Origin of the sequence: Pseudonocardia sp. T1-2H (assembly GCF_038039215.1) — a bacterium.
Lineage (GTDB): Bacteria > Actinomycetota > Actinomycetes > Mycobacteriales > Pseudonocardiaceae > Pseudonocardia.
This window is the reverse complement of the sequence record NZ_JBBPCL010000001.1, coordinates 4,154,591-4,167,870: the sequence shown is the minus strand read 5'-3', so window position 1 is coordinate 4,167,870 and position 13,280 is coordinate 4,154,591. Positions and strand designations below refer to the sequence as shown.

Here is a 13,280-nt window from a genome sequence, read left to right as displayed (position 1 = left end):
CGGGGTGCTGCTCGCCGCGCTGCTGCTCTGGGCGATCTCGCGCGTCGCGCCGGCCACGATGGTCGGGACGGGGGCGCTCGGGCTCGCGCTCGGGTTCACCCTGTTCCACTCCCGCTTCGGCTTCACCTCCGGCTGGCGGCAGCTCGTCGCGGTCGGGCAGGGTGCCGCGGTGCGGGCCCACATGCTGATGCTCGCCGTCGCGACGGTGCTGTTCTCGGTCCTGCTCGCCGGTGGGTTCAGCCTGGTGGGCGAGCCGAAGGCGCTCGTGTCGCCGATCGGGATCCAGCTCGTCGTCGGGGCGTTCCTGTTCGGGCTCGGGATGCAGGTCGGCGGCTCCTGCGCCTCGGGGACGCTCTTCGCGGTGGGCAGCGGGCAGAGCGCGGTCGTGCTGGCCCTGTTCGGGTTCGTCGTGGGGTCGGTCCTGGCCGCGCTGACCTACCCGTTCTGGTTCCAGACCCTGCCGGTCGGCCCGTCCGTCTCGCTCGCCGCGGTGCTCGGCTACCCCGGCGCGGTGGTCGTCTCGCTCGCGGCGATGGCGCTGGTCGTCGCGGTGACCCACGTGGTCGCGCGGCGGCGGAACCCGCCGCCCGTCGACCGCCCCCCGTCGGACCGCGGGGTCGCCCGGGTCCTGCGCGGCTCCTGGCCCCTGTGGGTGGGCGCGATCGCGCTCGCGGTGCTGAACGCCGCGGTGCTGTTCGTGTCCGGGCAGCCGTGGGGCGTGACGTCGGCCTTCGGCCTGTGGGGCGCGAAGATCCTGCAGGGCCTCGGCGCCGACCCGGCCGGCTGGGCCTTCTGGCAGGTGCCCGCCAACGCGAAGTCCCTCGCCGGGCCGGTCCTCGCGGACCGGGTCTCGGTGTTGGACTTCGGGATCATGGTCGGCGCGTTGATCGCGTCGGCCGTCGGCGGTGCGTTCGTGCTGCACCGGCGGATCCCGTGGAAGCTCGCGCTCGGCTCCGTCCTCGGCGGCATCGCCATGGGCTACGGCGCGCGCCTCGCAGGGGGCTGCAACATCGGCGCCTACTTCTCCGGCATCGCCTCGTTCAGCCTGCACGGCTGGATCTGGGCCGTGCTGGCCCTCGGCGGGACCTGGGTCGGGCTGCGGCTGCGGCCGCTGTTCGGGCTGACCAACCCCAAGCCCGCCGACTCGATCTGCTGACCGACCACGACCGAAGGAGAACCCCCATGAACAGGATCGCCACCCGGGCCGTCACCACCGTCCTCGGAGCCGGGGCACTGGCCGTCGCCGCGTCCGGCGTCGCGCACGCGGACGAGAGGCCGGCCGCAACGGACGCGGCCCACCAGCCGGAGGGGACCGGATCGGGCCTCACCGGCGGGCCGACCACGACCTGGGTGCTGCAGGACGTCGAGGTGCCCCTGGCGGACCCGACCCTGGGCGTCGGCACCCTCCTCCCGCCCGTCTTCAACCTCCTGGGAGGCGCGACCGGCTGACCCCCGTTGATCTCTGGCGAACGGCACTTTCGCTCACAGGTCTGAGCGAAGGTGCCGTTCGTGCGACGGGCCCGGGCCCCGGCCCCGTTCACCTCGGCCGGGTGCCGGTGTCGATCTCCAGCAGCACCCGGTCCACGGTCGTCAGGAGTGCGGCGTTGAGGCCCCACAGCACGTCCCGGCCCCGCGGGTCCGTGAGCAGCAGGTCCGCCACCTCGGTGCGGCGCGTGCGGAGCGCGTCGAGTGCGTCGTGCAGGTCGTTGCTGTCCGGCGCCCCCCGGGACTCGATCCCGCGGCGGATGAGCAACCCGTAGCTCCGGACGACGGCCGCGACCGCCCCCATCAGGGCCGAGGCGGTCAGCCGGACCTCCTCTGCGTACGCGGCGTCCTCGCGGATCCCGGTCTGCTCGCGGGTCGCGTCGTGCACCGCGCGCAACAGGGTCCGGACGGACACCGAGGCGTGCTCGAGGTTGTCCAGTCCCTCCCGCAGCGAGGCGCCGGGCTTGCGGGTGCCCAGCGCGCGCACGTTGAGCCGGCGGCTCTCCTCGGCCTGCGCGAGCGCCTTGTCGACCTGCGGCGCGTGCCGGTTGAGCCGGCGGGCGTCGTCGAGCCAGCGGGCCGTCGTCTCGACCTCGACCGGGCCCGCGGCCAGCCCGGCCGCCGCCTCCTCGAGCAGAGCGGCGATCCCGTCCGCGAACCTCTCGATCGCGAGCCCGGCGTTGCGGGTCTGCACGGCGGGCGGGAAGGCGACGTTGACCAGCACCCCCACCGCCGCCCCGATCAGCGTCTCCAGGGCACGGCCGACCCCCGTCACCTCCGCCCCCGCCGCGTAGCCGACACCGAGCACGAGCATCGCGCTGATCGGCACCTCGACCAGGTGCGGGCCGAGCCGCAGGATCTGCCCGACGATGATCGACGCCGCGACCAGCGCCCCGAGGCTCCACCAGGTCAGCCCCACGAACGACACGAAGAGCACCGCGAGCGCCACCCCGGACACCACGCTGAGCACCCGCTGCACGCCGTTGACCAGCGTGCTCGCCAGCGTCGCCTGCACGACGAGCAGTGCGGTCAGCGCGGCGATCAGCGGCGGCGGGTGGTCGAGCCCGAGCAGCTGGGCCACGAGGAACGCCGCGACCGAGGCGCCGGTGATCCGCCCGGCTCGGATCAGGGCCGAGCGGCCACGCTCGCGGACGCGGCGCAGCAGCTCGTCGCCGAACCTGCGCAGCTCCCGCGCCGCGTCATCCACCATCCGCCACCGCCCGTCTGCGCAGAGCGTGGGGCCACGCCCCCGGCGAGGCAAGCACCGACCGCCCGGCGCAGCGGCACTTGACTGTTTCTGAAACCGGTTTCATCCTATCGGGGACGTTCAGAGCCGACGGCGAGGAGGAGTCCCGTGTCGATCCGCGCCGTCGCCGCCCGGGCCGGCGTGTCGCCCGCGACGGTGTCCCGGGTCTTCACCCAGCCGGACGCCGTGGCCCTCGAGACCCGGCGCCGGGTCCTGGCCGTCGCGGACGAGCTGCACTACACCCCGCATCCCGTCGCCCGCTCGCTCGCCAGGGGCAGCACCGGGAACCTGGGGATCGTCGTGCCGGACATCGCGAACTCGTTCTCCGCCGTCGTCACCAAGGCGGTGCAGCAGGAGGCCGCGCGGGACGGCTACGCGCTCTTCGTCTCCGGTTCGGACGAGCTGGCCCGGGACGAGGAGCAGTGGGCGCGGGCGATGGCCCCGCAGGTCGACGGCCTGATGCTCGTCTCGCCGCTGATGTCCGACGACGCGCTGCGCGCCCTGGGGCCGACCCCCCTCGTCCTGTCCAACCGGCTGCTCGACGCGCTGCCCTCCGTCGTCACGGACGCGACCGAGGCCGTCGGGCACGCCGTCGAGCACCTCGCCGCGCTCGGCCACCGCGAGATCGTCTACCTCGCCGGACCGGAGGGCTTCGCGAACACGATGCGCGTGCGTGGCTACGACGGGGCCTGCCGGCGCCTGGGCCTGCGACCGCGCCGGCTCGGCCCGTTCAACGCCCGTTTCTCCGACGGCGTCCGGGCCGCGGACCTGGTCCTCGCCACCCCGGCCACCGCGGTCGTCGCCTACAACGACGAGGTGGCCGTCGGCGTGCTGAACCGGCTGGTGGACCGCGGCCTGCGGGTGCCGGACGACCTGAGCGTCGTCGGGGTCGACGACACCTCGCTCGCGGAGATGGTGACGCCGCGGCTCACCACCGTGCGCCTGCCCGCCGCCGAGTCCGGCCGCGCGGCCGTGCGGATGCTGCTCGATGTGATCGCGGGCCGGCCGGGCCCCGACGGGCCGCTGCTGCTGCAGGCCGAGCTGATCGTCCGATCGAGCACCGGACCGGTGCGGGTCCATGAGTGATCCCGGGTTCCGCCACGAGGGGGCCGAGCGCCGGTCCTGGATCCTGACCAAGCTGCGCTCACTCGGCTTCCTCTCGGTCGCGGACCTGGCGCGGGAAGCTCGGGGTCTCGCCGATGACCGTGCGCCGGGACCTGCACACGCTCGAGTCCACGGGGCAGGTGCGGATGGTGCACGGCGGCGCGGCTCTCACGCCGGGGGAGTTGCACACCCCGGCCTTCCCGGACGACGGCCACGCCGCGGGCCGCCGGCGCGTGGCGGAGCGCGCCGCGGGCTCGGTCGGGGACCGGGACACGATCGCCGTCGACGCGGGACCGACGGCCTACGCGCTCGCCGGTGCGCTCCCGCCGAGCTTCCGCGGATCGCTCATCACGCACTCGATGCCCGTGCTGACCCTGATGGACGGCCGGCGGCGCGGCTCGCGCACGGTCTCCCTCGGCGGCGAGTTGCTCGGGAACCGGCACGCCTTCGTCGGCCCGTACACCGAGGCCGCCCTGGACCGGCTCCGGGCACGCACGTTCTTCCTCTCGCCCTCCGCCGTCGACGCCCGCGGTGCCTACGCGCACTCTCCGGCCGAGGCGAGTGTGCAGCGGAAGCTGGCGGCCATCGCGGACGAGGTCGTCCTCGTCGCCACCGCGGACGTGTTCGCGGCCTCCGCGCCCGCCCGCATCACGGAGCTGGCGGGTCTCGACCGGGTGGTGACGGATCAGCACCCACCGGCGGCCGTCGCGGCAGTGCTGCGGGCGGCACAGGTGCCGATCGAAGTGGTCGGATGCGCCTGACCATCCATTCCCGACACATTCTCGTGGTGTTGTTCGAAAGGCGACACCAGTTGTTCGGTTCGGAACGCCCGGACAGGTTGACGCAGATCACACCCGCTGCTTAACCTCCTGCTCAGGCTGACGTCGGGTGCCCTGATCAGCGCAATTCACATTCATGTAATTGACGCAAGTCGAGGAGAAGAGGCGCCAATGACGGCGAGTCGATCGACCACATCGTCGAAGTCGCACAATCGGTTCCTGATAAAGCTGACGGTGATCTCCACGCTCGGGGGCCTCCTCTTCGGCTACGACACCGGCGTCATCTCCGGCGCCCTGCTCTACATGAAGACGGACCTGCAGCTCACCTCCTTCACCGAGGCGCTGGTCGTCAGCTCGCTGCTTTTCCCGGGGGCCGCGTTCGGCGCGCTGCTGGGCGGGCGGCTCTCGGACAAGCTCGGCCGCAAGGGCAGCCTGCTGGTCTGCGCCGGGCTGTTCCTCGTCGGCGCGATCACCTGCGCGGTGGCCCCGGGCGTCGCGATCATGACGACCGGTCGCGTCCTGCTGGGCTTCGGCGTCGGCGCGGCGGCCACCACGTGCCCGCTCTACCTGGCCGAGATGGCACCGGCCGACCGCCGCGGCCGGATGGTCACGATCAACGAGCTGATGATCGTCACGGGGCAGTTCCTGGCGTTCGCGATGAACGCGCTGCTGGACGCGTTGATCAAGGACCCGCACGTGTGGCGCTGGATGCTCGCGGTCGCGATCGTTCCGGCGGTCGCCCTGTTCGTCGGCATGTTCTTCCTGCCGGACTCGCCCCGCTGGTACGCCGTGCGCGGTCGGCTCGAGGACACGAAGCGCGTGCTCGAGCTGAGCAGAGAACCCTCCGAGGCCGCCGAGGAGTACCACGTCATCGCGGAGCACGCGAAGCGCGACCTGGCCGAGGACAAGGGCGCCGCGGTGCGCGACCTGCGGGCGTTCCCCTGGATGCGGCGGATCCTGTGGGTCGGCTGCGGGCTCGCCACCGTGCAACAGGCGACGGGCATCAACACGGTGAACTACTACGCGCCGACGATCCTCGAGTCGACGGGCCTGGGCGCCAGCGCATCGCTGATCCTGACGATCACGGTGGGCGTGGTGGCGATCATCGGCACCATCCTCGGGATCGTGCTGCTCGGCCACTTCAACCGCAGGCCGCTGCTGCTCACCGGGTTCACCGGCGTCGCCACCGGGCACGCGGTGCTCGGGCTGTCGTTCCTGCTGCCCGAGTCCGATGGGCGCAGCTACCTGATCCTCGCCGCGATGCTGATCGTCGTCTTCTTCGTGCAGACGTTCATCGGCACGCTCGTCTGGCTGCTGCTCTCCGAGATCTTCCCGATGACGATCCGCGGGTTCGCGATGGGGATCGCGGTCTTCGTGCTCTGGACGGTCAACGCGGCGATCTCGTTCGCCTTCCCGCCGCTGGTCGCGGCGCTCGGGGCGAGCGCCACCTTCGGGCTCTTCGCGGTCGTCAACGTGGGCTCGATCCTGTTCGTGCAGCGGTTCGCGCCGGAGACGCGCGGCCGGAGCCTGGAGGAGCTGGAGGACCAGTTCCGGGAGGGGAAGCAGGTCGTCCGGGCCGCGCCGGCCGCTGCGCCCGGCTCCTGACCCGGCTCGTCCCCACGAGCGGCACTCTCGCTCGGACCTACTGAACGAAAGTGCCGTTCGTGCGGGCGGAGACGGCCTCGGACGCTCTCGACTGGTAGGACGGAGACCGACGGAGTCGATCGATCCCCGGAGTACACGATGAGCGAGAGGTTCCTCCCACCGGACGGTGCCCCCGGCCCGAACGGCCTCGTGAGCGCCGGGTCGACCGGAGTCGGTCGGCTGGGGATCGGGCTGGCCGCGGTCGCCCGGCCCGCCTACATCACCGCCGGCCGCAACCGTGACCTCGGCGCGCACCGGAGCGTCGAGGACCTGCGGGCGCGCAGCCGGGCGGTGCTCGACGCCGCCTACGCGGCCGGGATCCGGTACGTCGACGTCGCCCGGTCCTACGGCCGCGCGGAGGAGTTCCTCGCCGGCTGGCTCGCCGCGCATCCGACGTTCGACGACGTGGTCGTCGGCTCCAAGTGGGGCTACCGGTACGTGGGGGAGTGGCGCCTCGACGCCGACGTGCACGAGATCAAGGACCACTCGCTCGCGGCGTTCGAGCGCCAGTCCGAGGAGTCGTTGGCGCTGCTCGGCGAATATCTGGCGATCTACCACGTGCACTCCGCGACGCTGGACACCGGCGTGCTCACCGACGTCGCGGTGCACGAGGCGATGGCCCGGCTGCGGGACAGCGGCACCCGGATCGGCATCTCCACCTCCGGACCCGCCCAGGCGGACGCGGTGCGGCGGGCCCTCGGGGTACAGGTCGGCGGCCTTCCGCTGTTCACGTCCTTCCAGGCCACCTGGAACGTGCTCGAACCCTCGGCCGGTCGCGCGCTGGCCGAGGCCGCGGCGACCGGCGCGGGCGTGATCGTCAAGGAGCCGGTGGCGAACGGGCGGCTGGCTCCCGGCGGGCAGGACGGGTCGCCGGGCGCGGCCCGCGCGGCCGAGCTCGCGGAGGGGCTCGGCGTCCCGGTGGACCAGCTCGCGATCGCCGCCGCCCTCGCGCAGCCGTGGGCGGGCCGGGTGCTCTCGGGCGCGGTCGACGGGGAGCAGCTGGCCAGCAACGTCGCCGCCGCCGCCCTGCAGATCCCGTCCGACGTCGCCCAAGAGCTCGCGGACCTGGCCGAGGACCCGGGGTCGTACTGGAAGGCCCGGTCCGCGCGCAGCTGGGCGTGAGCCGGCGGCCGACCGCGGGGCAGACACGCGGGGTGCGCCGCGCGGGGTGGTGCGGCGCGCGCATTGTGGTGCGACGCCCCCCGTCGACCGCGCGCGTGGTGACCGGACGGCGCGCGTGGCCGGATCGCGCGGCGCGGGAGACCGCGCCCGGGTGAGCGGTGGTGCATTTCTTACCCGCGGTAGGTGATGATGGGGCAGGCGGCCGACGGGGCCCGTCCGAGGCACGGGTGGGGAGCACACAGTGGACACGGACCGTTCGGTGGACGCCGGGCACGTGGACGTCCTGATCGTCGGGGCCGGCCTGTCCGGCGTCGGCGCCGCGTACCGGCTGCAGACCGAGCACCCCACCCGCAGCTACGCGATCCTCGAGGCGCGGGACGCGATCGGCGGCACCTGGGACCTGTTCCGCTATCCGGGCATCCGCTCGGACTCGGACATGTTCACCCTCGGCTACCCGTTCCGCCCGTGGACCGCCGCGAAGTCGATCGCGGACGGCGGCTCGATCCTGCAGTACGTGCGGGACACCGCCGCGGAGTTCGGCATCGACCGGCGGATCCGGTTCGGGCGCAGGGTCACCCGCGCGTCCTGGTCGTCGCAGGACGCACGCTGGTCCGTCGAGGTCGCCGCGGGGGCCACCACGGAGCACCGGACCTGCGACTTCCTCTACCTCTGCAGCGGCTACTACAGCTACGAGGGCGGCCACACGCCGGACATCCCCGGGCTGGAGGACTTCGGTGGCGACCTCGTGCACCCGCAGAAGTGGCCGGCGGACCTGGACGTCACCGGGCGTCGGGTCGTCGTGATCGGCAGTGGCGCGACGGCGGTGACGCTGGTCCCGTCGCTGGCCGAGACGGCCGAGCACGTGACCATGCTGCAGCGCTCGCCCACCTGGATGACCGTCCTCCCGGGTACGGACGCCGCGTCGGACGCGATCCGCCGCCGGCTGCCGGAGGGCGTCGGGAACACCGTCGTCCGGTGGAAGAACATCCTGCTGACGCAGGCCTTCTACCAGCTCTGCAAGCACGCCCCGGGAAAGGCGAAGGCGCTGCTGCGTGCCGGCGTCGCACGCTTCCAGCCGGACCCCGAGGTGCTGGACCGGGACTACACCCCGCGGTACGACCCCTGGGACCAGCGGCTCTGCGTCGTCCCGGACGCGGACCTGTTCAAGGCGATCAAGAAGGACAAGGCGGCCGTCGTCACGGACCGGATCGCCCGGGTCACCGAGACCGGCGTCGCGCTGGAGTCCGGCCGCACCCTCGACGCGGACGTACTGGTCACCGCGACGGGTCTCGAGGTCGTCGCGTGCGGCGGCATCGACCTGCGCGTCGACGGCGAGCCGGTCGTCCCGGGGAGAAGGTCACCTACCGTGGCTGCCTGCTCAGCGACGTCCCGAACCTCGCGCTCTGCATCGGCTACGTCAACGCGTCCTGGACGCTGCGCGCGGACATCACGGCCCGCTACGTCTGCCGGCTGCTGGCCCGGATGGACGCGCGCGGCGCGGCCGTCGCGGTGCCCCGGTTGCCCGACGGCCCGATGGAGCTGCGCCCCCTGCTGGATCTCAGCTCGGGCTACGTCCGACGGGCGATCGACGTCCTGCCCAAGCAGGGCACGAGGTCGCCGTGGGTGCTGCGGCAGAACTACGTCGCGGACCGGGTGACGACCGGGCTCGGCAGCGTCGACCGGGACATGGAGTTCCGGCGCCGGCCCGCCCGGCTTGTCGCGGACCGGACGGCGACGATGCCCGTCGCCGGAGCCTGAAGGTCAGGTTCGTCAGCGGGGCCCCCAGCGGGAGCCCGCTGCCGGGGGGCGCTCGACCCGGCCGTCGGCCAGAACCAGCGATCTTCAGGCCGTCCGGCCCTACTGCGTGTGGCCCCGGCATTTCTTCGGCGCGGGGAGACCTCGATCCGTGGGTCCCGGTGGGAGGAAAACCGGAAGCCCGGCCCCGAGAACGGGGCCGGGCTTCCGGACGAACGTGTGAGGCGTGTCAGACGATGCGCACGGCGGTCGCCTGCGGGCCCTTCTGGCCCTGGCCCACCTCGAACTCCACGCGCTGACCCTCGTCGAGGCTGCGGAAGCCGCCCGCGTCGATCTCCGAGTAGTGGACGAAGACGTCGGCGCCGCCGCCGTCGACGGAGATGAAGCCGAAGCCCTTCTCCGAGTTGAACCACTTCACGGTGCCCTGTGCCATGCAAATACTCCTAGCGTGCTGGGCCCGCACTCTGCGGGGCCCGGCCGGACCTGGGGACTCGCACCGACGTCTGACTGACGTCGACCCGCGTCACCAACTTGTTCCCGCGGGCGTGCATGACACGACAACCGAAACCGAACGACCTGTACCGCGAACCCTACTCACCTCCCTTGCCGCTGCCCCGCCCGGACCCCGGATCCGTGCCGCGGGTTCCGCCGGAGGCGGGAGGTTTCCGGCCCCCGCGGTCCGGGTAGGCCCAGGCCGGTGCCCCGATCCGGGCACCGAGCACGGCCTCACCCCAACTCCCGGTGGTGGCCCCTCGCAAAAAGCTGGAGTGGGTGTGATGCGCCGGCACTACCGCCCGGTCGCGGAGGCCTGTGCCTCCGTCCGGCGCGACCTGCGTGCCTTCCTGGAGTCGTGCGGGGCCGACGCGGAGGCGACCGACGTCGCCGTCCTCGTCGCCAACGAACTCGCGAGCAACGTCATCGACCACGCGGGCACGCCGTTCGTCGTCACCGTCACCCTGTCCGCGGAGGCCGTGCGGATCGAGGTCGAGGACGGTTCGGGCAGTCCGCCCGTGGTGCGCCCACCGGACGTCCACGCCGCGCGGGGCCGCGGCCTGCAGCTGATCGAGGCCCTGGCGGGCGAGTGGACCTACGTCCGGACCGCCGCGGGGAAGATCGTCTGCGCGGACGTACCCGCCGCCCGTGCTCCACTTCGGACGGCGTAGAACGGCTGCTCAGGCCACCCGGGCACGACGCCCGTAGCGGCGCAGCCGCCGGCGCTCGTCCAGCGTGGTACCGCCCCACACCCCGTGGTTCTCGTGGTCCATCGCCCACTCCAGGCACGGCAGGACGACCGGGCAGCGGCGGCAGACCGTCTTGGCCTCCGCCTCCTGCAGGGGCGCCGGACCGGTGGTGCCGACGGGGAAGAACAGCTCGGGGTTCTCCCCCAGGCAAGCTCCGCGGGTTCGCCAGTCCATCTCGCTCCTTCGTCGGGGGAGACCCTCGCATCACCTGCCGATCAGGTGTGGATCTCTTCCGGTCGAACGACCGGCTACCCCGAATCCGCGGTGCTCACCCGCTCCGGGCCGGATTTTCCCCCCTCCGTGCCTGGCCAGGGGTCTGGCCAGGGGTCTCCGGCCGCCGCCGCACCATGAGCGTGTTGTCCGTGTGGGTGCCCGGCCCGCCGTCGGGGCGGGTCCGGACCCGCTCGTGCTCCGCGCTGATCAGCACCTCCCAGCCGCCGTCCGGCAGCTCGAGGGAGGCGAGCACCTCGTCCGGCGTCGGGAACACCACGTCGGCCGGCGGGTCCGGCTCCCACGACGGGAACCCCGCGTGTCCGACGACGAGCAGCACGCCCCCCGGCGCGACGGCCCGGGCGGCGGTCCGCAGGATCCGCTCCCGCGGCAGGTCGCCCCGGGAGTGCAGGAAGTGAGCGGACACGAGGTCGAACTCGCCGGGCGGGAAGGACACCCCCAGGTCGTGCTGCTGCCAGTCGATCCGGTCGCCGACCCCCTCCTCCCGGGCGTGCCGTTCGGCCCGGTCGAGGGCGACCTGGGAGATGTCCGTCGCGGTCACCCGCCACCCGCGGCGGGCCAGCCAGACCGCGTCGGCGCCCTCGCCGCAGCCGAGGTCGAGGACGGTGCCGGGGGTCATGTCCGAGACCTCGCGGACCAGGACGTCGTTCGCGTTCCCGCTCCAGATCCGGTCCTCCGAGGCGTAGCGGGCGTCCCAGAACTCGGTCTCCGAGACGGTGCCGGGTTCGGGTACCGGACCCTGCGCGTGGACGTGCGCCATCGTGCTGTCTCCTTCCGCTGTCACAGGCCGTGCCGGCGGTCGCCGACGAGCTGTTCGCACATGCGCGCCTCGGCCTCCGGCGAGAACGGGTCCTGCCGCCGGGACCGCCACCGTTCGACGGCGAGGCGGGTGTCCTCCGCGACGAGGTCGGCGTTGATGGCGGCCCCGGCCGTCACGCCGGCCGCCGCGGACCCGACCACCTGGATCATCAGGTCCGCGACGTTACCGGCGGCCCAGACGCCGGGAACCGCGGTGAGGCCGCTCGGGTCGGTGTCGACGTGGCTGCCGACACCCCTCGGGTGCTCGACGGCGGTGATCCCGAGTCCGGCGAGGACGGCGCTGCGGGCGGCGAACCGCGGCGTCACCGTCACCGCGCTGCGGGGGACCACCCGGCCGGTGTCCAGCCGGACGCCGGAGAGCCGGCCGCCGGTGGACTCCAGGGCCACGACCTCGCCCTCCACGACGGCGACGCCGCGGGCCGCCAGCTGCTCCTGCTCGGCCTCGGTGGGGTCCGGCGAGGTGTGCCGGAACAGCGTGACGTCCGCGCTCCACTGGCGGAACAGCAGCGCCTGGTGCACCGCGAGCGGCCCGGTGCCGAGAACGCCGATCGCCTGGTCCCGGACCTCGTGCCCGTGGCAGTACGGGCAGTGCAGGACGTCCCGGCCCCACAGCTCGCGCAGGCCGGAGAGGTCCGGGAAGCTCGTCGACCAGGCCGGTGGTGACGAGCAGCCGCCGGGCGCCGAACTCCTCGCCGTCTCCGGTGCCCACGACGAACCGCGTACCTTCTCGCCGCGCCGTGGTGACCCGGGCGTGCCGGACCGTTCCTCCGTAGCGGGCGACCTCCGCGGCACCGGCGGCGACGAGCTCGCTCGGCCGCAGCCCGTCCCGGGTCAGGAAGCCGTGGACACCGGCCGCGGGCGCGTTGCGCGGCTCGCCGGCGTCGAGGACCAGGACCGAGCGGCGGGCCCGGGCCAGGGTCAGAGCGCCGCTGAGGCCGGCGGCACCGCCGCCGATCACGACCACTTCGAACTGGTTCATGCCGCCACGGTGCGCCCGCGGCGGCGATACCGACAAGCTGTTTTGCCAGAACGGCAAGAAACTGTCAGCCGTTCGCCAGGTCCTCGGAGTCGATTCCGGTCAGCCGGTTCGGCCGCGCAACGAGCGCGAGATCCCGAGTGCGGCGGTGCGGACGGCGGGCGCGAAGCGGTCCGGGTCCAGGCGGTTCGCCCACCCGGTGATCGAGATGGCGGCGACGGCCGGGCCCTCGCCGTCGAACACCGGGGCGGCGACACAGGTGATCCCGACCGTCGACTCCTCGTGCTCCAGCGCGACCCCACGCTCCCGGACGGCCGCCAGCTCCGAGGCCAGCAACCCGGGGGCGACGACCGTCCGGGGCGTCCGGCGTTCGAGCCCGGCGGCGACGACCGCCGCGAACCGCTCCGGCGGGGCGAACGCGAGCAGGACCTTGCCGACGCCGGTGCAGTACGCGGGCATCCGGCCGCCGACCCGGGACGCGACGGCCGGGCCGCGGCGGCCGTCGAGTTTCTGCACGTAGACGACCTCGATCCCGTCCGGGACAGCGAGGTGCACCGTCTCGTGCGTCGCCTCGAAGAGGTCGGTGAGGAACGGGGCCGCGGCCTCCCGCAGGCTCCGCTGGCGGGGCACGAGCTGACCGAGCTCGAACAGTCGCATGCCGAGCCGGATGCCCGTCGGCGTCCGCTCCACGACGTCCCAGTCGACCAGCTCGCCGAGCAGCCGGTGCGCCGTGGGCTTGGGGATCCCGGTCCGCCGGTGCAGCTCTGCGAGGGTCAGCTCGTCCTCGCCGGGGCGGAACGCGGTGAGGAGGGTGAGCGCCCGGCCCAGCACCGAGTTCGGAGCGACGCCGTTCGGCTGAGTGGAACGCACGGCTTCAT

Annotated in this window: 13 protein-coding genes and 3 pseudogenes; 9 read left to right on the top strand and 7 right to left on the bottom strand. The window is 73.4% G+C overall.

Annotated features, from left to right (window positions below):
* The first annotated feature begins 4 nt into the window (after nucleotides 1–4).
* Together WBK50_RS20440 and WBK50_RS20435 are read left to right on the top strand one after the other, a co-directional pair.
* Nucleotides 5–1,156 carry a YeeE/YedE family protein gene (locus tag WBK50_RS20440; RefSeq protein WP_341337133.1) on the top strand — a complete coding sequence of 384 codons (1,152 nt, stop codon included), beginning with the start codon at nucleotides 5–7 and terminating at the stop codon, nucleotides 1,154–1,156.
* A 26-nt stretch (nucleotides 1,157–1,182) separates the two neighbouring features.
* Entirely contained in the window at nucleotides 1,183–1,449 is a 267-nt protein-coding gene (locus WBK50_RS20435) for a hypothetical protein (RefSeq protein WP_341337132.1), read from the top strand.
* An 88-nt stretch (nucleotides 1,450–1,537) separates the two neighbouring features.
* Here WBK50_RS20435 and WBK50_RS20430 read toward each other — a convergent pair whose 3' ends face one another.
* The gene (locus WBK50_RS20430) at nucleotides 1,538–2,695 is read right to left on the bottom strand and encodes an FUSC family protein (protein WP_341337131.1); all 1,158 of its coding nucleotides are present in this window, start codon (nucleotides 2,693–2,695) and stop codon (nucleotides 1,538–1,540) included.
* 144 nt (nucleotides 2,696–2,839) lie between these two features.
* Here WBK50_RS20430 and WBK50_RS20425 point away from each other — a divergent pair, with 144 nt between their 5' ends.
* From WBK50_RS20425 to WBK50_RS20400, 6 genes and pseudogenes are all read left to right on the top strand, one after another.
* Entirely contained in the window at nucleotides 2,840–3,817 is a 978-nt protein-coding gene (locus WBK50_RS20425; RefSeq protein WP_341337130.1) for a LacI family DNA-binding transcriptional regulator, read from the top strand.
* Between the two features lie 110 nt (nucleotides 3,818–3,927).
* Nucleotides 3,928–3,993 (top strand): annotated as a pseudogene (locus WBK50_RS20420) (DeoR family transcriptional regulator); the annotation flags it as partial.
* The gene (locus tag WBK50_RS20415; RefSeq protein WP_341339465.1) at nucleotides 3,982–4,596 is read left to right on the top strand and encodes a DeoR/GlpR family DNA-binding transcription regulator; all 615 of its coding nucleotides are present in this window, start codon (nucleotides 3,982–3,984) and stop codon (nucleotides 4,594–4,596) included. The pseudogene WBK50_RS20420 and the gene WBK50_RS20415, both read left to right, overlap by 12 nt.
* Before the next feature lie 189 nt (nucleotides 4,597–4,785).
* Nucleotides 4,786–6,219: a sugar porter family MFS transporter gene (locus tag WBK50_RS20410; protein WP_341337129.1), complete on the top strand. Its 1,434-nt coding sequence runs from the start codon at nucleotides 4,786–4,788 to the stop codon at nucleotides 6,217–6,219.
* 138 nt (nucleotides 6,220–6,357) lie between these two features.
* The gene (locus tag WBK50_RS20405; RefSeq protein ID WP_341337128.1) at nucleotides 6,358–7,380 is read left to right on the top strand and encodes an aldo/keto reductase; all 1,023 of its coding nucleotides are present in this window, start codon (nucleotides 6,358–6,360) and stop codon (nucleotides 7,378–7,380) included.
* A 259-nt stretch (nucleotides 7,381–7,639) separates the two neighbouring features.
* Nucleotides 7,640–9,138: pseudogene (locus WBK50_RS20400) on the top strand (flavin-containing monooxygenase).
* A 226-nt stretch (nucleotides 9,139–9,364) separates the two neighbouring features.
* On the opposite strand, the gene WBK50_RS20390 reads toward WBK50_RS20400, so the two are convergent.
* Nucleotides 9,365–9,568, bottom strand: a complete 204-nt coding sequence (locus WBK50_RS20390; protein ID WP_297501012.1) for a cold-shock protein — start codon at nucleotides 9,566–9,568, stop codon at nucleotides 9,365–9,367.
* Nucleotides 9,569–9,911: 343 nt separating this feature from the next.
* On the opposite strand from WBK50_RS20390, the gene WBK50_RS20385 reads away from it, so the two are divergent.
* Nucleotides 9,912–10,298 (top strand): ATP-binding protein, encoded by a 387-nt coding sequence (locus WBK50_RS20385; protein ID WP_341337125.1) that lies wholly within the window; start codon nucleotides 9,912–9,914, stop codon nucleotides 10,296–10,298.
* A gap of 9 nt (nucleotides 10,299–10,307) precedes the next feature.
* On the opposite strand, the gene WBK50_RS20380 is transcribed toward WBK50_RS20385, so the two are convergent.
* The 5 genes and pseudogenes from WBK50_RS20380 to WBK50_RS20360 all read right to left on the bottom strand — a co-directional run bounded on the left by WBK50_RS20380 (nucleotide 10,308) and on the right by WBK50_RS20360 (nucleotide 13,272).
* On the bottom strand, nucleotides 10,308–10,550 hold the full coding sequence (locus WBK50_RS20380) for a WhiB family transcriptional regulator (RefSeq protein WP_341337124.1): 243 nt from the start codon (nucleotides 10,548–10,550) through the stop codon (nucleotides 10,308–10,310).
* 94 nt (nucleotides 10,551–10,644) lie between these two features.
* A complete protein-coding gene (locus WBK50_RS20375; protein ID WP_341337123.1) occupies nucleotides 10,645–11,367 on the bottom strand; it encodes a class I SAM-dependent methyltransferase in 723 nt (240 codons plus the stop codon).
* Between the two features lie 20 nt (nucleotides 11,368–11,387).
* Nucleotides 11,388–12,218 carry an NAD(P)/FAD-dependent oxidoreductase gene (locus tag WBK50_RS20370; RefSeq protein WP_341337122.1) on the bottom strand — a complete coding sequence of 277 codons (831 nt, stop codon included), beginning with the start codon at nucleotides 12,216–12,218 and terminating at the stop codon, nucleotides 11,388–11,390.
* Nucleotides 12,133–12,405 (bottom strand): annotated as a pseudogene (locus WBK50_RS20365) (FAD-binding protein); the annotation flags it as partial. The pseudogene WBK50_RS20365 and the gene WBK50_RS20370, both read right to left, overlap by 86 nt.
* Before the next feature lie 99 nt (nucleotides 12,406–12,504).
* Nucleotides 12,505–13,272 (bottom strand): IclR family transcriptional regulator, encoded by a 768-nt coding sequence (locus WBK50_RS20360; RefSeq protein WP_341337121.1) that lies wholly within the window; start codon nucleotides 13,270–13,272, stop codon nucleotides 12,505–12,507.
* Nucleotides 13,273–13,280 lie beyond the last annotated feature (8 nt).